Genomic DNA, 17,635 nt, shown 5'->3' on the forward strand with positions numbered 1-17,635 from the left:
TGTCAGATACTGCTTCCAGCAACGAGTGTTCCGTGCCGTCGCGCGATTTCCAGCTCGACCAGAGCGATGTCATATGTGAGGCCCGCCTGATCACGCGCCATCTCGGCATAGTTTTCGTACATGTTCACGAGTTCCATCAGCGTGCGCCCGCCCATCCGGTACTGCTCGGTAAACATGTCGAGCCCGGCGCCGGTCTCTTCGACCACGATCGCATCGCGCGCGGCCTTGGCCCGCAGCGCTGCAAGCTTGGCGCGGAGCGAAACGAGATCCTGCGCCGCATCCTGACCGGCTTTTTCCACACGGGCCGCGGCGGCCTCCTTGCGCGCCTCGAGCGCCGCCATCGCATCGCCTGTGCCAAAGCCAAGCCGCTCGTCGAGCCCCAGCGTGAGGCCGACATCGGGCTTGCCGCTGCCCGTCTTCGCCTGGGCCGAAAGCGTGGGCAGATACCCGGTCCGCGCCATCTCGGCTTCGGCCACGCTGCGCCTGGCCTCGGCTTTCGCCTCGGCCACGGCGAGCGCCTCGGGAAGCGGCTCTGGCAGCGCAAAGCTTCCGAGCCCGGAAAGCCCCGCGAGGGACTGCCCGGTCATGGCTCCAAGCTGCGCCAGCGCCGTCTGTTCGCTGTCGCGATCGGCCTGGGCCACGGCTTGCATCTCGGTGAGCTTCTGCGCGAGGATTCGCGCCTCGGATCCATCCGAAAGCCCGCCCTCGACGCGCTGGCGCATGATGTGGTTGTAATCTCCGATCTTCGCCGCCGAACGGGCGGCAACCGCCGCCTGCGCGCGCGCCTTGAGGGCGGTGATATAGGCTTTCAACCCATCGGCAACGGTATCGTTCATCTCGCTCGAAAGGCCGACGGCCGCCACTTCCACATCGGCGGCAGCATAATCACGCTCGGCCCGCTTCGCGCCATTGTCCCACAGCACCTGCTCAACGAGGATCTGCGCCGCCAGATCGCCGAGCCGGGTCAGGCTCAGGCTCGGGCCGATCTCGGGCAACCAGTTCTTCGATTGCGCCTGCGCGGTGAGCCGCTTCATACGCAATTCGGCCTGCGCCGCGCCTTTTGCATCGCGCAAAACCGCCTGCGCCACCTGCGCATAGGGGCCCTCTCCCGGCAGGGCGGAGGGCCGCGCGGCCAGATCGGCGATGATCACCGAGCTTTGCGCCGTGGCCCCGGGCGGACCCGCCGCGAGGCCCATGGAGGCGGTTGAAACGGCGGAGCGGTCGGTGGGAGAGGGCGCCCCCGCCATGCAACCGCCCAGCCCCGCGGCCAGCGCGACCGCCATGACCACCCGTGCGCAACCTTGCGCCGGAAGGCCTGTCAGCTTGCGCCCTCGGGTCATGGCTGCCTCTTCAGATCGTCAGATTCGTGATGTCGTCATCGATGACCAGCGTCGCGCCCTCGGTGCCAAGCGTATAGATGCTGTAGCTCTCGCCTCCGATCACGGTATCATTCCCGCTGTCCTGCGCACCGACCGCGGTGACATGGTCGAGCGCGTCGCCGGAGATGACCAGAGTGTGATCGGCGCCAGTGAGCTCCATCACCTGTTCCTCGGTGATCGTCAGCTGTGCCTGCGGGGCAAAGGTGAGGTCGATCGAGCCGAAGTCGAAGTCGCCCAGCCCCGCGCGGGTCAGATCGACGGTCACGGCGGAAGTGTTGTCGACCACCAGCAGCGTCGAGGATTCGTTGCCAGCAAGATCGTGATCGGTCACCACAAGATAGGAGCCGTTCGGCACGCTCTCGTAGAAATTGTAATTCGCGTAACCTATGGTGCTGTTGACCGAGACGTCGTTCCCGATATCGGTGACGGCTCCCGCGGCATTGACCGCCGAGATCTCGTAAATGCTTTCGCCAACATCGGTGCGGATGCCCAGAAGCGCCCCCGCATCGCGCGTGAAAGCGGTGATATCGGGGCTTTCGGGGGCGACGAGATCGTAATCGAAGCTCCCCGAGGCCGTGGCGCTGTTGCCCGCGACGTCCACTGCCGTGACCTCGTAGTCCATGGTGCCGGAAGTGCCGCTCAGATCGCCCGCGTCGAAGGTGATCGACCAGATCCCGTTGTCCCCGGCGGTGACGGTTTCCACCGCGCCGCTCGCCAGCGCCACGGTGACTGCGGCGCCCGGCTCGACCGTGCCGCTGATCACGAAGCCGTCCTCGGCTTCCTGCCCGTTGACGATATTGTCGTCTGTCACCGAATCCGCGGTCGTGAAATTCGTCACCTCGGTGTCGAGCGTCACCAGAGCGGTGGCCGTCGCGCTGTTGCCGGCGGCATCGATCGCCGTCACGGTGGCGGTGTAGATGCCGGTGGTCAGCGCCGCATCGACCAGCGTCACGCTCCAGCTGCCATCGGCGGCCGGGGTCGTGCTGTAGCTCACGCCACCGAGATCAAGGATTACCGAGGTCGAGCCCGGTTCGGATGTGCCCGCGAGCACAAAGCCGGTCTGCGCTTCGGCCGCATTGACCAGATCATCCGCCGTCACCGGGGCACCATCGAAAGCGACGGTGGCCTCGGTATCGACCGTCACCGCATGGGTCACTGTCGACACGTTGCCCGCGGCATCGGTGCTCGTCACGGTGACACTGGTTTCATAGCTGCCCGTTGGCAGTTCGCTCGCGGCGAATGTCACCGACCAGCTGCCATCCGTGCCCGTGGTGACCTGCTGAGTGACCCCTTCCATCGTCACCGCGAGCACCGCTCCGGCAACCGATGTGCCCGAAACCACGACACCCGCGGCCTGTTCGGCGGCGTTGATCACGTCATCGCCCGCGACCGTGTTCACGGTGATCGCGTTCGCGACCGTGTCGATCACCAGCGTATCGGTTATCGTGGTGACATTGCCCGGCGCGTCGGTTGCCGTGACCGTCATCTCTTCGCTGTATTCCCCGGGCGGGAGCTGATCGGTGGTGAAGGTCACGCTCCAGCTGCCATCTGCGCCCACGGTGGTGGATTGCGTCTGCCCGGCAACTTCGACCGTGATCGCCGCGCCCACCTCCCCGGTGCCGCTGACGCTGACCCCGTCCTGATACTCCGCGAGGTTCTCGACATCGCCGGTCGATTCCGCACCAGCGGTGATCTCCACCTCCGGCGGGATCATGTCGATCACGAAATCCGGGCCGTCAAGCTCGTAAACCGTGCCATCGGGCGCGGTCACGCTGACTGTCGATGTCAGATCGCCATCGGACGGGAAGGTCGACCCCTCGAACGTGACGGACCATTGCCCGTCCGCATCAACAGTGGTCTCAAGCGTCTGATCGCCGAGCACGACCGTCACCGTGGAGCCGGTTTCTCCCGTCCCCGAGACCGTCGCCGAGGGATCAGCGGTATTCGTCGTCAGCGTGTAGGTTTCATCAGGATGATCGACAGTCGGCACCGTCGTTTGATCTCCGCCGCTGCCCGTGTCGTTACCGCCGCTGCCGGTGTCATTGCCACCATCACCGCCCCCGCCAAGCAGGCCGAGCCCGACCAGACCGGCGCCCGCAAGCCCGAGCCCGCCCAGCCCCGCCAGCGGCGCAAACATCGCCATGCCCGTGGTATCATCGTCGCCGGGCGCCAGAATGTCATCCCCCTGAAAAAAGGCCAGCTGATCGTTCGGGCTCCATTTGCCGATCATCTCGACATGGCCGTAATCGGCATAGAGCACGCCGTTGCCGCCCTCTTCGAGCACCACCGGTGTCAGTGCGCTGTCGGCCGAAATATAAAGATGCGCGCCGGCGTGATAAAAACCTGACAGGGTGATCGTGCGCCCGTCGACCAGCAAAACCTGAAGATCATCGCCGTCGCGCAGATATTTGAGGATGCTCGTGCGCCGCAGGTTGAGGGAGATATCATCCCCGGCCCCGACCTGAATGAAATCCCGCGCGCCGTCACCGGCCACGACGCCCCGCGTCACTCCGCCCATGGAATCACGGACGGCAAAGTCAACAGACTTTACCATAGTATTGCTCCGCCTCGAAAAATTCCGGCTCTTGCGGCCGGATATGCTGCTTAAGGCGGAGTTAACCCAAGTTGCGAGTTTACACTAGCTGTAAGTTGTAACGCCCTATCAAATTAACCTTTGCCAAGACGAAACTGTGTGGATTTTGCCGGTATCACATATTGAATCGATGCAGAACCTGCGCCAGAAAATGCCTGTCGCCCGGGTTGGCCAGCCTTTCGAGAGCCTCAGGTCCGCTGAGCCAGTGCGCTTCATGGCCCGACTCGCCCGGCGCCCCCAGGCGCAGCACCGGCCGCGCCAGATACAGATGGCAGATCTTCTCCGCCCAGAGGTCATATTCGGGCATGTAAGTGAAGCGCCGGTAAGCGCCGAGCCAGCGCGGCTGCGCGATGCGCCAGCCGGTTTCCTCGACCACCTCGCGGTACAGCGCCGCGAGCGGCCCCTCTCCCGGGTCGATCCCGCCCCCCGGCAACTGGTATTCGGGCCGCGGTTCGGATTGATGCGTGAGCAGAAATTGGTCGCCCCGCACCAAGACCGCATAGGCCCCCGGGCGCGCCTTGTAGCGCTGCCCCGGCACCAGTCTTTCGCCAAACCGCCGCATTTTCGCCCTCCGACCCCTTGGGGGAACGGTTGCCCCCACCATATTGGCACGGTATGGCAGCCCGAGGGCTGCGCGAAAACCCCCAGGATTCTTATGACCAAGCTTACCGATATCACCTGGGACGACACCGTCCTGCCGTTCCAGCTTGACCGCTCCGACGTGCGCGGCCGCATCGCGCGGCTCGATGGCGTGCTCGAGGACGTGCTGCGCCAGCACGATTACCCCGCCACCGTCGAGGGTCTGGTGGCGGAAATCGCGATCCTGACCGCGCTGATCGGGCAAACCATGAAACTGCGCTGGAAGCTCTCGCTTCAAGTGCGCGGCAAGGGGCCGATCCGGATTCTTGCCACCGATTACTATGCCCCCGCCGAGGAGGGCGCGCCCGCCCGTATCCGTGGCTGGGCGAGCTTTGATGCGGAGCGACTCGACGAAACGGCCGACCCGTTCGGGCAGATCGGCGAGGGCTATTTTGCGGTGTTGATCGATCAGGGCGAGGGCACGCTGCCCTATCAAGGGTTGACCCCGCTCGATGGCGGCGCGCTCGCACGCTGCGCCGAAACCTATTTTGCGCAATCCGAGCAATTGCCGACCCGGTTCCAGCTCGCCTTTGGTCGCTCGACCGAGCCGGGGCAGGCGGAGCGCTGGCGCGCGGGCGGTGTGATGCTGCAGATGATGCCCGCAAGCCCGGTGGCCGCGCGCGAGGGATCGGGCGAGGGGGGGCTTTTGCGCCACTCCGACATTCTCGCGGGCGAAGCGGATGAAAACTGGACCCGCGCCAATGTGCTTCTCGACACCGTCGAGGAGATGGAACTCACCGGCCCCTCGGTCGGGCTGACGAACCTGCTCGTGCGGCTCTTCAACGAAGAAGTGCCCCGCGTCTTCGACCCGCAGAAGGTCCAGTTCGGCTGCACCTGTTCGGAAGAGCGCGTGCGCACCAGCCTGTCGATCTACTCGGCAAAAGACATCAAGCACATGACCACGCCCGAGGGCACGGTGACCGCCGATTGCCAGTTCTGCGGTGCGCATTACGTGTTCGACCCGCTCTCGCTCGGCTTCGAGGCGGTGAAAAACCCGGACGGCACGCCGAAAGAGGCGGGTGATGCCTGAGGCCTTCGCCCCGCTCCTTGCCGCGCTTGCAAGGCCGGGGCGGCCCTCGTCGGATTATGACCTCAACCCCGGCACGGTGCTGCCGGAAAACAGGAAGCTGCGGCCTGCGGGGGTGCTTGCGGCTTTCGAGGAGACCGAGGCCGGGCTCAGGCTCTATCTCACCAAGCGTGCCTCGCATCTGCGCCATCATCCGGGGCAGATCGCCTTTCCGGGCGGCAAGGTCGATCCCGGCGACGCGGGCCCCGTTGCCGCGGCTTTGCGCGAGGCGGAGGAAGAGATCGGCCTGCCGCGCACCGCAGTGGAGATCCTCGGCACGCTTGAGCCGCACGAGACGGTGACAGGCTTCATGGTCACACCGGTCATCGCGCGGCTCACGGCCTCCTTCACCCCGCGCCCCGAGGCGGGCGAGGTGGACGAAATCTTCACCGTGCCGTTTTCACACCTCACCCCCGCAAGCTTCCATGTCGAGGCGCGGCGCTGGCGCGGGGGCATGCGCTCTTATTACGTCGCGCCCTTCGGCCCCTATTACATCTGGGGCGCCACCGCGCGGATATTGCGCGGGCTGACCGACCGGCTCGGCCCATGAAGCTTTCCGCCGACTGGCTCCGCGCCGATCATGTCCAGCGGGTGCTGGCGCTTCTGGAAGCGGGCGGGCATCAGGCGCTTCTGGTGGGAGGCTGCGTGCGCAATGCGGCTCTGTTGCAGCCCGTTTCCGATATCGACATTGCCACCGATGCCCGCCCCGAGCGGGTGCTGGCGCTGGCGAAAGCCGCAAGCGTGAAGGCCGTGCCCACCGGTATTGACCATGGCACGGTAACGCTCGTGGTCGACCATCAGCCCCATGAGGTCACCACCTTCCGCCGCGATGTCGAAACCTTCGGGCGGCGCGCCACGGTCGCCTTTTCCACCGATCTTGCAGAAGATGCGGCGCGGCGCGACTTCACCATGAACGCGCTTTACGCCCGCGCCGATGGCACCGTGCTCGACCCGCTCGGCGAAGGGCTGGCCGACCTTCACGCCCGCCATCTGCGCTTTGTGGGCGCGCCTGGGGCGCGCATCACCGAAGACTATCTGCGTATCCTGCGGTTCTTCCGCTTCACCGCATGGTATGGCGACCCGAGCCTTGGCATGGATGCCGAGGGGCTGGCCGCCTGCGCGACCCATTCCGCCCAAATAGAGACGCTTTCGCGCGAGCGGATCGGCCATGAGATGCGCAAGCTTCTGGCCGCGCCGGACCCGGCCCCTGCGGTGGCCGCGATGGCCGCGAGCGGCGTGCTGGCGCAGGTGATCCCCGGCGCCGAGGCAACGGCGCTTGCCCCCCTCGTTCATCTTGAGGCCGGGCTCGCCCCCGAGCCGATCCGGCGACTGGCCTGCCTCGGCGGCACGGAGGTGGCGGAACGGCTGCGGCTCTCCAAGCCCGAGACAAAACGGCTCACGGCGATCCGCGCGGCGCTGGGCGAAACGATGGAGGCCGCCGAGCTCGGCTATCGCTACGGCGCGGAGGGCGCGCGCGATGCGCTGCTGATCCGCGCCGCGATGCTTGGAGCAGAAAGACCCTCATTGGACCTGAACAGGGTCACATTCGGCGCGGCGCAACGCTTCCCCATCACCGCGGCCGACCTGATGCCCGGCCTTGAGGGCCCAGCCCTCGGCATGCGCCTGAAAGAACTTGAGGCGCGCTGGATCGCCTCCGGGTTCACGCTCACGCGGGACGCGCTTCTCCGCGGCGGGGCGTGAGACGGGGGGGCGTGAGCTTTCCCTTTCCCGGCGCGCGCCTATATGGTGGCGGCGAAAGGAATCCCGATGATCAACGCCTTCACCCCCGCCGAGGGGCCGCCGCCCCAGCGCCTTCTTGCCTTCCTGCGCTGGTGCCTGCGCGGCGCCTGGCCCGCCGTGGCCATTGCCGGTGTCTTTTCGGCCCTTGCCGGCACGATGGAGGTGGGCGCGGCCTGGCTTCTGGGCCTTGTCATCGACTCGATCGTCGGCGCAGATCCTACCACCTTCGTCAGCCAGCATCTGTGGCTGCTTTTGGCCTTTGTGGTCTTTTATCTGGTGATCCGCCCGGCCTCCTTTGCCGCCTCGACATGGTCGTCAAACATGCTGGTGGCGCCAAACCTGATGCCGCAGGTGCTCTCGCGGCTGCACCGCTGGACAATGGGGCATGCGGTCACCTTCTTTGACAACGATTTCGCGGGCCGGATCGCGCAAAAGCAGATGCAGACCGCCCGCGCCGTCACCGATGTGGTGACCGAGGTCATCAGCACGGTGTTCTTCGCGCTTGCCTCGATCATCGGCTCGGTCTTCCTGTTGGCCGGGATCGACATTTTCGGCGCGCTGGCGCTCGGTGTCTGGCTGATGCTCTATCTGCTCCTGATCCGCTCGTTCCTGCCCTATGTGCGGGGCCGGTCGAAAGCGCGCGCCTCTGCCCGCGCGATGGTGACGGGGCAGGTTGTCGACACCATCACCAATATCAAGACGGTGAAGCTTTTCGCCCATGCGAGCCACGAGGATCAGGCGGCGCTGGGCGCGATGCAGGGCTTTCGCACGGCAACCCAGAACTTTGGGGTGACAACCACCTGGTATCGGGCGAGCCAGATCACCTTTTCCGGGCTCTTGCCGATCTTGCTGGTCGGCGGCGCGCTCCTGATGTGGCGGCGCGGCGAGGCCACGGCAGGCGACATCGCCGCCGCGGGCGCCGTGGCGATGCGCATCACGCAGATGTCGGGCTGGGTCTCGCAATCGCTGATGGCGCTCTGGTCGAACGTCGGCGAGGTCGAGGACGGGATGCGCACCCTCACCCCCGCGCATGAGATCACCGACGCCCCCGGCGCGCGCACGCTTGAGCGGATCAAGGGCGCGATCCATTTCGACCATGTGAGCTTTGCCTATGGCCGCGGGCGCGGCGGGATCGAGGAGATCGACCTGAAGATCGCGCCCAGCGAGCGGATCGGCATCGTCGGCGCCTCGGGCGCGGGCAAATCGACCCTCGTGGCGCTTCTGTTGCGGCTCTATGACACCGAAAAGGGCGCGGTCCGGCTTGATGGCACCGACCTGCGCGCGGTCACGCAGGAGAGCCTGCGCCGCCAGATCGGCATGGTCACGCAGGAAACCGCGATGTTCAACCGCTCGGCACGCGAGAACATTCTTTATGGCCGCCCGGATGCGACCGAGGAAGAGATGATCGCCGCGGCAAAAGCGGCAGAGGCGCATGAGTTCATCCTCGGGCTGAGCGATCACAAGGGCCGGCGCGGCTATGATGCGGCTCTGGGCGAGCGCGGCGTGAAGCTCTCGGGCGGGCAGCGGCAGCGGATCGCGCTGGCGCGAGCGTTTCTGAAGAACGCGCCCATTCTCGTGCTCGACGAGGCCACCTCGGCGCTCGACAGCGAGGTCGAGGCGCAAATTCAGGCCGCGCTGAGGCGCGTGATGGAGGGCAAGACCGTGCTTGCCATCGCGCACCGGCTCTCCACCATTGCCGAGATGGACCGGATCGTTGTGCTCGACAGCGGGCGGATCGTCGAAGAGGGCTCGCATGCCGAGCTTCTGGCGGCGCAGGGTCTTTACGCGCGCTACTGGAACCGGCAGTCGGGCGGCTTCATCGGCACCGATGAGGACGAGGGCGGCGGTGAAGAGGCCGACCCGGTCGAGGCTGCGCAATAGGCTTGGCGCAGGGCAGAGCTTGCGGTAAGGGGGCCGGAACGGAGGCCCCATGCCGATCATCATCGACCGTCTGTCCATTCTCGCCGATGGCATTGCCGAAACGCCCGCGGGGCGCCTCCATGTCGCCATGGCGCTGCCGGGCGAAACGGTGGAAGGTGCGGTCGAGGCCGGGCGGATCGCGGCGCCTCGCATCCTGAGCCCCTCGCCCGAGCGGGTGAAGGCCCCCTGCCCGCACTATCGCGCCTGCGGTGGCTGCGTTCTGCAACATGCCTCCGACCGTTTTGTGGAAGGCTGGAAGGCCGAGGTGGTGGAGACCGCACTGGCCGCGCGCGACATCGCCGCCAAAGTGGCGCGGGTCGAGACATCCCCCGCCTTCTCGCGCCGCCGCGCCAGCTTTTCCGGGCGGCGCACGAAAAAGAGCACGCTCGTCGGCTTTCACGCCCGCGCCTCCGACACCGTGGTCGAAGTGCCGGAGTGCCGGATCCTGCGGCCCGAACTGCTGGCCACGCTCCCTGCGCTCCATGAGGCAACTGCGCTCGGCGCCTCGCGCAAGGGCGAGATGTCTTTCGCTCTGACGCTTTCGGAGGCCGGGGTGGAGGTTGCCGCAACCGGCGGCAAGGAGATCGAACCGGCGCTGTTCCAAAGCCTCGCCGCGCTTGCCGAGGCGCAAGACTTCGCCCGGCTGAGCTGGAACGACGAAACGATCGCTGCGCGCCGCCCGGCGTTGCAAAGCTTCGGACCAGCGCGCGTCACCCCGCCGCCGGGCGCCTTTTTGCAGGCCACCGCCGAGGGTGCGGCGGCGCTCGTGGCCTTTGTCACCCGCGCGACCGAGGGCGCAGCGAAGATCGCCGATCTCTTTGCCGGGTGCGGCACCTTTGCGCTGCCACTCGCCCGCGGCGCAGAGGTGCATGCGGTCGAGAGCGAAGCCGGGATGCTCGCGGCCCTCGACCGAGGCTGGCGCGCGGCACCGGGGCTGAAAAAACTCACTCATGAGGCGCGCGATCTGTTTCGCCGCCCGCTGCTTCCCGACGAGATCGCGCGGTTCGACGCGCTGGTGCTCGACCCGCCGCGGGCGGGCGCCGAGGCGCAGGTGACCGAGATCGCCGCCTCGACCTGCACCCGCCTTGCCTATGTGTCGTGCAACCCCGTCACCTTCGCGCGCGATGCCGAGCGGCTCACCCGCGCCGGTTTCATGCTCGAAGAGCTGATCGTCGTCGATCAGTTCCGCTGGTCCGCACATATCGAGCTTGCGGCGCGGTTTTCACGCGCTTAGTGCTTCGCAGCCTGCAGGTCCTCTGCTAGGCTGCGCAAAACACCAATACAGGCACATCATGCAGCGTCGCACCGTCTTTCTGGGGCTCTCGAGCCTCACCCTTCTGGCCGCCTGTGGCGGCGATTCAAGCAAGTTCCAGTCCTATAACGGGCCGCGGATCACCCAGATCCAGATCTACAAGGCGAAGCGGCGCATGTTCCTGTTTTCCGGCGACAAGGTCGTCAAGCGCTACAAGATTGGGCTGGGCGGCGCGCCGGTGGGCGCCAAGCGGTTCGAGGGCGACGGCAAGACCCCGGAAGGGCTCTATTACATCAGCCGCCGCAACCCGAATTCGGCCTATCATCTCTCGCTCGGCGTATCCTATCCGAACCCCGATGATGTCGCCTATGCCGAAGCGCTGGGCCGCAAGCCCGGCGGGGATATCATGATCCATGGCCAGGCCGGGAAGAACCCGCCCGGCATGCGCGACTGGACCGCGGGCTGCATTGCGGTGACGGATCAGGAGATCGAGGAAATCTATGCCATGGTCGGCGTCGGCACACCGGTCTTTCTCTTCCCCTGAACCGAAACGGCCCCGGACGACGCCGGGGCCTTTCCGATCTTGGTCTGCAAGGGAGGCCCGGGTCAGTCTCCGGTGACCATCGTCCACCAGATCTTGCCCGAGGGTTCCTGATACCAGGCAAAGCCCATCTGGGTGACCGAGGGGTTGAGGATCACGTCGCGGGTGTCGGCCAAAGCCATCCAGGCCGAGAGCGTCTCGGTCTCGGTCTCGTAGGTCTCCGAGATGTTCTCGCCCACGAGCTTGCCGATATAGCCCGCCTGCCGCGCGCGATCGACGGGGGAAGAGCCGTCCGAGCCCCAGTGCCAGGGCCGGTTCTGCGCCGCCATATCGCGCGAATGACGCGCGGCGGCGGCAGTGAGCGCCTCGTTCAGGGCCACCGGTGCGGTGCCCCGCGCGCCGCGCAGCGCATTGACCGCCTCGAGCACGCGGGCGGGGATCTCCTGCGCATCGCGGGGGGAAATCTTGTAAAGCTGCGGCAGCGGCTTGCCATCCGGGCCGATCTGCGGATCGGTTCCCGAGGCACAGGCGGCGAGCGTCAGGCTCGCGGCCACAAGCAGATATTTGGCCATGTATTTGGCGCCGATCATCATCGTCCCCCGGGCGTCGCTGTCGCAGAAGGCCGGTATCGGCCCCCCGTCGGGGCGCCATACACCGCGGCAGCGTGACGCGCAAACCCACAGTTGCGTGAAAGCGCGCAATGACGCCGGTTTGATTTGCACCTGCGGCTCAGGCGCAATAAGGGAACGGGCTGACAGCCGGCTTGCGGGCGGTTCGGGATATCGCCCGGCCGCAGGGTGGCACTGGCCCGGCTACTGGCCCGAACGGAGTTCTCTCATGACGGATGCGCGCAAGATGCTCGACCGCCGCTCGTTTCTCGGATCCGCTGCGCTTGCGGGCGTTTCGCTCGCAGCCCCGGCGGTTTTCGCGCAGACCCCCGATGCCGGGGTGACGCAGCTTGAGGAAAGCGCCAATACCAACATGCGGCGCAATATCTCGAGCTTCCGCGAGCTTGACTGGCAGCCCTATTTCTCGAACACGCAAAATGGCGCGATCCTCGTCGACACGATCTCGCGGGCGCTGCATTTCTGGTCCGAGGACCAATCGATCTACAAGCTCTATCCGACCTCGGTGCCGGTCTCGAACGAGCTGACCCGCCGCGGCCGGACCGAGGTAATCCGCAAGGTGAAAAACCCGACCTGGTCGCCCACCCCGTCCATGAAACAGCGCAACCCCGAATGGCCGGATTTCGTGCCCGCCGGGCCCGACAACCCGCTCGGCACCCGCGCGCTTTACCTGAGCTGGCAATATTATCGCATCCACGGCACCCATGACACGCGCAAGATCGGGCGCAAATCGTCGAACGGCTGCATCGGGCTTTTCAACCAGCATATCGAAGAACTCTTCGAGCTGGCCAAGGTCGGCACGCAGGTGGTGCTGATCTAGCCCTGCCAGAAAAGCCGCGTCAGGTGGAAAAACACCGGCGCGGCAAAGACCACCGAATCGAGCCGGTCGAGGAAGCCGCCGTGCCCCTCGATCACATGGCCCCATTCGCGCACGCCGCGGTCGCGCTTGATCGCCCCCATCACCAGCCCGCCGAAAAACCCGAGCGCCGAGATCAGCGCGGCCATCGCAAAGGCCTCAAGCGGGCGGAATGGTGTGAGCCAGGCGAGCGCCATGCCGATGGCCGAGGCGGCCAGCACGCCAAAGCCAAAGCCCTCCCAGGTTTTTGTTTGCGAGACCCGTGGCGCAACATGGTGGCGGCCGAACACCTTGTCGGCGAAATAGCGCAGCACATCACCCGATTGCACGACAATCAGCAAGAAGATGATCAGGAGCACCGTGTCGCCGCCGTAGCCCGGGATCGCGAGCGTCAGCAGCGCGGGAACATGGCTCACGCAGTAAACCGCGATCATCAATGCCCATTGCGTTTCGGCCACGCGGCTGAGGAATTGCGCCGTTTCCGCGCGCAACACCGTCAGGATCGGCAGGCCGAGGAAGGCATAGACCGGGATGAAGAGGGCAAAGAAGCCTGACCAGCCCGCCCAGAGCGCAATATATTGCGCCGGCAGCACGAGGAAGAACGCGGCGGCAAGCGCGGCGTGATCGGCGCGTGCGCGATGCGTGAGGGTGAGAAATTCACGCAACGCGCTGAAAGAGGCGAAAGCGAACAGCAAAAGCACCGCGCCGCGCCCGATCAGGAAGGCGAGCGAGAGCACGATGATCATCAGCCACCAGCCGTCGATCCGGGCGTTGAGCGTGGCAATGACCGGATTGCGCCCCTCCGGGTCAAAGCGCGCGCGCAACCCCTGCCCCACGGCGGAGGCGAGCCCCAGCAGCGCGAAGAGCCCGGCAAAGATGGCGATGAGGTTGAGCGAGGTGTCCGGGCTCATGGCGCCTCGCGCGACGCAAGGGCCAGCAACGCGGCGCGGGCGCGCGCCATGAAGGCTTCTTTCGGTTCCTCGGGATCGGGGCGGAGCGGCGCACCAAAGCCCACGGTGCAGAGGATCGGCACGGGAATGAGCGCGCCGCGCGGCAGTACGGCATTGAGATTGTGAATCCAGACCGGCACCAGCTCCAGATCGGGGCGCGCCTGTCCGAGGTGATAGATGCCGGGCCGCATCTCGAGCAACAGCTCGGGGCTTTCGTTGCGCCGCCCCTCGGGAAAGATGATCAGCGAAGAGCCTTCATCAACGGCCCCAATCATCCGCTCCACCGGATTCTCGGTGCGATGCTCGCGCAGCCGCTCGATCAAGAGTACCCTGAATACGTCGCGCCCCATAAAACGGCGGACCCGGTTCTTCAGCCAGTAATCGGCGGCGGCAACGGGTCGGGTGCGGGCGCGGATCTCGGGCGGCAGCACCGCCCAGATCAGCACCGCATCGGCATTGGAGCAATGGTTGGCGAAATAGATCCGTTGCGGCCCCGGCGGCAGCTCCACCGCATAAAGCGCCTGCGGTGCGGTGAGGAACCGCACGAAGACCGAGATCGCCCCGGCGGTCGCGCGTGCGGCGACGTGCCGCAGTCCGGATGAGAGCGCCTGTCGCAGCTTTTCCTCCCTCGCCGCCTCCTTCCGTCACGGAAGCCTAGCCGAGGGCCACGACAAAGCAAGATCAAAGACGGTGCCCGGGCCGGGCGCTCAGCAGATCCAGCCGCAGAGGTTTTCCGCCACGACCTCCATCAGCGCCGCGATATGGGCATCGTCATCGTTGAGGCAGGGCACATAGGTGAAATGCTCGCCCCCCGCATGCTCGAACGCCTCGCGGATCTCGCCATTGATCTCTTCGAGCGTCTCGATGCAATCCGCCGAGAAGGCGGGAGAAATCACGGCGATGTTCTTTTTGCCAGCCTCGGCCAGTTTCACCACATGCTCGACCGTATAGGGCCGCAACCATTCCTCGCGCCCGAACACCGACTGGAAAGTGGTGTCAATCGAATCCTTGTCCCAGCCAAGCCGCTCGCGCAAAAGTCGCGAGGTTTTCTGACACTGGCAGTGGTAAGGGTCGCCCTCCCGGTGATAGCGGCTCGGCATGCCGTGATAGGAGGCGACAAGGACATCCGGCCGCGTATCGAGCGCCGCATAGGCACGCTCGACCGATTGCGCCAAAGCATCGATATAGGAAGGCTTTGCGAAGTATTCGGGCGCGGTGCGGGCTGCGGGCTGACGCTTCAGGCTCATCAGCGCACGGAAAAACTGATCGTTCGCCGTGGCCGAGGTGGCGCCCGCATATTGCGGGTAAAGCGGGAAGAAGAGGATCCGCTCACACCCCCGCGCCACCATCTCGTTGAGCACATCATGGGTCGAGGGATTGCCGTAGCGCATGCAAAAATCAACGATCACATTGCCTGCGCCATAGCGTTGATCCACCGCGGCGCGCAGCTTGGTCACCTGCTGGCGGGTGATCGTCATCAAGGGGCTCTCGTCAAGCTCCTCGTTCCAGATCGTGCGGTAGTTCTCGCCCGAGGTGAAGGGGCGCTTTGACAGGATGATCAGTTGCAGCAGCGGCTGCCACTTCCATTGCGGAATGTCGATCACCCGCGCATCCGAGAGAAACTCGTTCAGGTAGCGCCGCATCGACCAGTAATCGGTCGCATCGGGGGTGCCGAGATTGGCGAAAAGCACGCCGATCCGCGCCGGTGGCACCACGGGGTGGTCAGCGGGAGCATGGGCAAGGCGCGCGGGCCGGTCTTCGGTCATGTCACTTCCTGTCGTCACTCCGATGAAACCTGACCCGGACTTAATGGGTTTATGGCTCAGGTCAATGCCGCCTTTCAAATGTGTCGCGCCTCGCTTAAGCTTGGAGCATGCCGATGAGTGATCCGTTCGGAGCCGAGGAAGCTCCGCCCGCCCTCGACACCGCGCAGGACGCGCTGTTTCTAGATTTTGATGGCTGTCTTGTCGAGATCGCCCCGCGTCCCGATGCGATAATTGTTCCGGAGCGGCTTTCCGCCGTGCTCTGCGCCTTGGCGGAGAGGCTCGATGGCGCGCTCGCCATCGTCTCCGGCCGCTCGCTGCCCGAACTCGAAACCTATCTGAGCGGCTTCGACGGGCCGATGGTGGGCAGCCATGGCGCCGAATCGCGGGGCCTTGAGGAACCACCGCTGCGCCCCGAGGGCCTTGCGGCGTTGCAGGCCGAGCTTGCCGGTTTTGCCGCCGACAAGGGGCTGCTTTACGAGCCGAAATCACTCGGCGCGGGGCTCCATTATCGCGCCCGGCCTGAATTGCAGGCCGAGACCGAAGCTTTTGCAACCAGGGCCGCGCGCCGTTTTCCGGGCTTCGAGGTGCAGCTTGCCAAGATGGCAGTTGAGTTGCGCCCGCGCGGCGCCTCCAAGGATGGCGCGCTCGCGCGGCTCACCCGGCGCGCCCCCTTTGCCGGGCGCCGCCCGGTCTATGCGGGCGACGATGTGACCGACGAGCCCGCCCTTGCCTGGGCCGAGGCGCATGGCGGCTACGGGGTGAAGGTGGGCGCGGGCGCAACGGCGGCCCGCTTCCGGCTCGCGGATCCCGCGGAAATCCGGGCCTGGCTCACCACTGCGATCGGGGGGGATGCATGGGACGGCTGATCTGTCTTTCAAACCGGATCCCGACCGGGGCGAACCCTTCGGGCGGGCTTGTCGTAGCCCTCGGCGATGCGCTGGAGCAGGCAGGCGGCATCTGGATCGGCACCTCGGGGGAGCTTTGCGACACGCCCTCCGATGCGTTGCGCGAGATCGAGGGTGGCCCATTTCGGCGGCTCTGCTTCGATCTGACGGAAGAAGAGCAGCAAAACTATTACGCCGGCTACGCCAATTCGGTGCTCTGGCCGCTGTTTCATGGCCGCACCGACCTGATGGACATCCATCAGGAATATCTTGCCGCCTACAAGCGGGTGAACCGGCGGTTGGCGCGGATGCTGGTGCCGATGCTTGAGCCGGAAGACCGGATCTGGGTGCATGACTTCCACCTGCTCGCGCTGGCCTATGAACTGCGCGTGATGGGCGTGACGAACCGGATCGGCTTTTTCCTGCACACGCCCTTTCCCGGGCCGCTCGCGATGCAGGCGCTGCCCAATGGCCGCGAAATCTGCCAATGGCTCGCCGGATTCGATCTGATCGGGCTGCAGGCCGAGCGCGATACGCGCGCCTGCCTCGCCTCGATGGTCGAGATCGGCGAGGCGATCGACCTCGGCTCGGGCTATCTGCACCTTGGGCAACGGCAAAGCCGGGTCGCCGCCTTCCCGATCGCAATCAATGCGCGCGAATTCATGGACCTTGCAGAGGAGCAGTTCCGCGCCCTGCCCGAAGGCATCGTCAAGACGCGGCGACGGCTGATGATCGGTGTCGACCGGCTCGATTATTCAAAAGGTGTGCCGCAGCGCTTCCGCGCCTTTGGCGAATTTCTCTCCCGCCACGAGGAATGGCACCGCCACGTGTCGCTTCTGCAGATCTCTCCGCCCACCCGCGAGGGGGTGCAGGCCTATGACCAGATCCGCGAGGAGACCGAACACCTTTCGGGCCGGATCAACGGCACCTTTGCCGATATTCAATGGGCGCCGATCCGGTTCATCAACCGCGCGATCCCCCGCGAAGTGCTGGCGGGGCTCTACCGCGCCGCGCATGTGGGGCTGGTGACACCGCTCATGGACGGGATGAACCTCGTGGCGAAAGAGTTCATCGCCGCGCAAAACCCCGAAGACCCGGGCGTTCTGGTGCTGTCGCAATTTGCCGGAGCGGCGGAGCAGATGGGTCAGGCGCTGATCGTCAACCCACATGACACCGAGCAGATGGCGAGCACGATCCTCACTGCGCTCGCGATGTCCCAATCCGAACGGCGGGAACGGTATCAGGCGTTGATCGAGGTTCTGCTGACGCAGGATGTGCACTGGTGGTCGGAGAATTTCCTGCGCGAACTCGGCTAACAGCAGGCATAGGGAGCATCGCCCCCCGGTAAAAGACGGGAGCGTCCGTGCGTGAGGCGCCCGTCGTGTCGGAGAGGCTGTTTGCGCTTTGCCGCTGGGCGAGGCCG

General features: G+C 65.8%; 16 protein-coding genes. 9 read left to right on the top strand and 7 right to left on the bottom strand.

From position 1 onward, the window contains the following. Positions 1 to 2: 2 nt before the first annotated feature. The 3 genes from CRO22_RS04040 to CRO22_RS04050 form a co-directional block, all read right to left on the bottom strand. Positions 3 to 1,340 carry a TolC family protein gene (locus CRO22_RS04040; RefSeq protein WP_097068782.1) on the bottom strand — a complete coding sequence of 446 codons (1,338 nt, stop codon included), beginning with the start codon at positions 1,338 to 1,340 and terminating at the stop codon, positions 3 to 5. A 10-nt stretch (positions 1,341 to 1,350) separates the two neighbouring features. Then, complete coding sequence (locus CRO22_RS04045; protein ID WP_097068783.1) at positions 1,351 to 3,933, bottom strand: Ig-like domain-containing protein; 2,583 nt, start codon at positions 3,931 to 3,933, stop codon at positions 1,351 to 1,353. A gap of 154 nt (positions 3,934 to 4,087) precedes the next feature. Next, positions 4,088 to 4,534, bottom strand: a complete 447-nt coding sequence (locus CRO22_RS04050) for an NUDIX hydrolase (RefSeq protein WP_097068784.1) — start codon at positions 4,532 to 4,534, stop codon at positions 4,088 to 4,090. 93 nt (positions 4,535 to 4,627) lie between these two features. Between CRO22_RS04050 and hslO the strand changes: the two genes are divergently transcribed. The 6 genes from hslO (at position 4,628) to CRO22_RS04080 (ending at position 11,133) form a co-directional block, all read left to right on the top strand. Beyond that, the gene (gene hslO / locus CRO22_RS04055; protein WP_097068785.1) at positions 4,628 to 5,641 is read left to right on the top strand and encodes an Hsp33 family molecular chaperone HslO; all 1,014 of its coding nucleotides are present in this window, start codon (positions 4,628 to 4,630) and stop codon (positions 5,639 to 5,641) included. After that, complete coding sequence (locus CRO22_RS04060; protein ID WP_097068786.1) at positions 5,634 to 6,227, top strand: CoA pyrophosphatase; 594 nt, start codon at positions 5,634 to 5,636, stop codon at positions 6,225 to 6,227. Before hslO ends, CRO22_RS04060 begins: the two co-directional genes overlap by 8 nt. Then, complete coding sequence (locus CRO22_RS04065; RefSeq protein WP_097068787.1) at positions 6,224 to 7,378, top strand: CCA tRNA nucleotidyltransferase; 1,155 nt, start codon at positions 6,224 to 6,226, stop codon at positions 7,376 to 7,378. Before CRO22_RS04060 ends, CRO22_RS04065 begins: the two co-directional genes overlap by 4 nt. A 66-nt stretch (positions 7,379 to 7,444) precedes the next feature. Continuing rightward, positions 7,445 to 9,298: an ABC transporter ATP-binding protein gene (locus CRO22_RS04070; RefSeq protein ID WP_097068788.1), complete on the top strand. Its 1,854-nt coding sequence runs from the start codon at positions 7,445 to 7,447 to the stop codon at positions 9,296 to 9,298. Positions 9,299 to 9,347: 49 nt separating this feature from the next. Beyond that, positions 9,348 to 10,571 (top strand): class I SAM-dependent RNA methyltransferase, encoded by a 1,224-nt coding sequence (locus tag CRO22_RS04075; protein WP_097068789.1) that lies wholly within the window; start codon positions 9,348 to 9,350, stop codon positions 10,569 to 10,571. 58 nt (positions 10,572 to 10,629) lie between these two features. Continuing rightward, positions 10,630 to 11,133 (top strand): L,D-transpeptidase family protein, encoded by a 504-nt coding sequence (locus CRO22_RS04080; RefSeq protein WP_097068790.1) that lies wholly within the window; start codon positions 10,630 to 10,632, stop codon positions 11,131 to 11,133. A 62-nt stretch (positions 11,134 to 11,195) separates the two neighbouring features. Here CRO22_RS04080 and CRO22_RS04085 read toward each other — a convergent pair whose 3' ends face one another. Continuing rightward, positions 11,196 to 11,720, bottom strand: a complete 525-nt coding sequence (locus CRO22_RS04085) for a CAP domain-containing protein (RefSeq protein ID WP_245860867.1) — start codon at positions 11,718 to 11,720, stop codon at positions 11,196 to 11,198. 247 nt (positions 11,721 to 11,967) lie between these two features. On the opposite strand from CRO22_RS04085, the gene CRO22_RS04090 reads away from it, so the two are divergent. Then, entirely contained in the window at positions 11,968 to 12,576 is a 609-nt protein-coding gene (locus CRO22_RS04090) for a L,D-transpeptidase (RefSeq protein ID WP_176518532.1), read from the top strand. Here CRO22_RS04090 and CRO22_RS04095 read toward each other — a convergent pair. From CRO22_RS04095 to hemH, 3 genes are all read right to left on the bottom strand, one after another. After that, positions 12,573 to 13,523, bottom strand: coding sequence for a phosphatidate cytidylyltransferase (locus tag CRO22_RS04095; RefSeq protein WP_097068791.1), 951 nt, complete (start codon positions 13,521 to 13,523; stop codon positions 12,573 to 12,575). The two genes, CRO22_RS04090 and CRO22_RS04095, sit on opposite strands and share 4 nt — an antisense overlap. Beyond that, a complete protein-coding gene (locus CRO22_RS04100) occupies positions 13,520 to 14,107 on the bottom strand; it encodes a lysophospholipid acyltransferase family protein (RefSeq protein ID WP_245860868.1) in 588 nt (195 codons plus the stop codon). Before CRO22_RS04100 ends, CRO22_RS04095 begins: the two co-directional genes overlap by 4 nt. Positions 14,108 to 14,269: 162 nt before the next feature. Continuing rightward, complete coding sequence (hemH, locus tag CRO22_RS04105) at positions 14,270 to 15,328, bottom strand: ferrochelatase (RefSeq protein WP_097068793.1); 1,059 nt, start codon at positions 15,326 to 15,328, stop codon at positions 14,270 to 14,272. A 113-nt stretch (positions 15,329 to 15,441) separates the two neighbouring features. On the opposite strand from hemH, the gene otsB reads away from it, so the two are divergent. Together otsB and CRO22_RS04115 are read left to right on the top strand one after the other, a co-directional pair. Then, the gene (otsB, locus tag CRO22_RS04110; protein ID WP_176518533.1) at positions 15,442 to 16,194 is read left to right on the top strand and encodes a trehalose-phosphatase; all 753 of its coding nucleotides are present in this window, start codon (positions 15,442 to 15,444) and stop codon (positions 16,192 to 16,194) included. Further along, on the top strand, positions 16,182 to 17,528 hold the full coding sequence (locus tag CRO22_RS04115) for an alpha,alpha-trehalose-phosphate synthase (UDP-forming) (protein WP_097068795.1): 1,347 nt from the start codon (positions 16,182 to 16,184) through the stop codon (positions 17,526 to 17,528). Before otsB ends, CRO22_RS04115 begins: the two co-directional genes overlap by 13 nt. Positions 17,529 to 17,635 lie beyond the last annotated feature (107 nt).

Origin of the sequence: Rhodobacter maris (assembly GCF_900217815.1) — a bacterium.
In the GTDB taxonomy this organism is placed as follows: Bacteria; Pseudomonadota; Alphaproteobacteria; order Rhodobacterales; family Rhodobacteraceae; genus Rhodobacter; species Rhodobacter maris.

Excerpts from the sequence above, each read along its gene's own strand:
- CRO22_RS04040 (WP_097068782.1), bottom strand. The coding sequence starts at position 1,340 with ATGACCCGAGGGCGCAAGCTGACAGGCCTTCCGGCGCAAGGTTGCGCA.
- CRO22_RS04045 (WP_097068783.1), bottom strand. The coding sequence starts at position 3,933 with ATGGTAAAGTCTGTTGACTTTGCCGTCCGTGATTCCATGGGCGGAGTG.
- CRO22_RS04050 (WP_097068784.1), bottom strand. The coding sequence starts at position 4,534 with ATGCGGCGGTTTGGCGAAAGACTGGTGCCGGGGCAGCGCTACAAGGCG.
- hslO (WP_097068785.1), top strand. The coding sequence starts at position 4,628 with ATGACCAAGCTTACCGATATCACCTGGGACGACACCGTCCTGCCGTTC.
- CRO22_RS04060 (WP_097068786.1), top strand. The coding sequence starts at position 5,634 with ATGCCTGAGGCCTTCGCCCCGCTCCTTGCCGCGCTTGCAAGGCCGGGG.
- CRO22_RS04065 (WP_097068787.1), top strand. The coding sequence starts at position 6,224 with ATGAAGCTTTCCGCCGACTGGCTCCGCGCCGATCATGTCCAGCGGGTG.
- CRO22_RS04070 (WP_097068788.1), top strand. The coding sequence starts at position 7,445 with ATGATCAACGCCTTCACCCCCGCCGAGGGGCCGCCGCCCCAGCGCCTT.
- CRO22_RS04075 (WP_097068789.1), top strand. The coding sequence starts at position 9,348 with ATGCCGATCATCATCGACCGTCTGTCCATTCTCGCCGATGGCATTGCC.
- CRO22_RS04080 (WP_097068790.1), top strand. The coding sequence starts at position 10,630 with ATGCAGCGTCGCACCGTCTTTCTGGGGCTCTCGAGCCTCACCCTTCTG.
- CRO22_RS04085 (WP_245860867.1), bottom strand. The coding sequence starts at position 11,720 with ATGATCGGCGCCAAATACATGGCCAAATATCTGCTTGTGGCCGCGAGC.
- CRO22_RS04090 (WP_176518532.1), top strand. The coding sequence starts at position 11,968 with ATGACGGATGCGCGCAAGATGCTCGACCGCCGCTCGTTTCTCGGATCC.
- CRO22_RS04095 (WP_097068791.1), bottom strand. The coding sequence starts at position 13,523 with ATGAGCCCGGACACCTCGCTCAACCTCATCGCCATCTTTGCCGGGCTC.
- hemH (WP_097068793.1), bottom strand. The coding sequence starts at position 15,328 with ATGACCGAAGACCGGCCCGCGCGCCTTGCCCATGCTCCCGCTGACCAC.
- otsB (WP_176518533.1), top strand. The coding sequence starts at position 15,442 with ATGAGTGATCCGTTCGGAGCCGAGGAAGCTCCGCCCGCCCTCGACACC.
- CRO22_RS04115 (WP_097068795.1), top strand. The coding sequence starts at position 16,182 with ATGGGACGGCTGATCTGTCTTTCAAACCGGATCCCGACCGGGGCGAAC.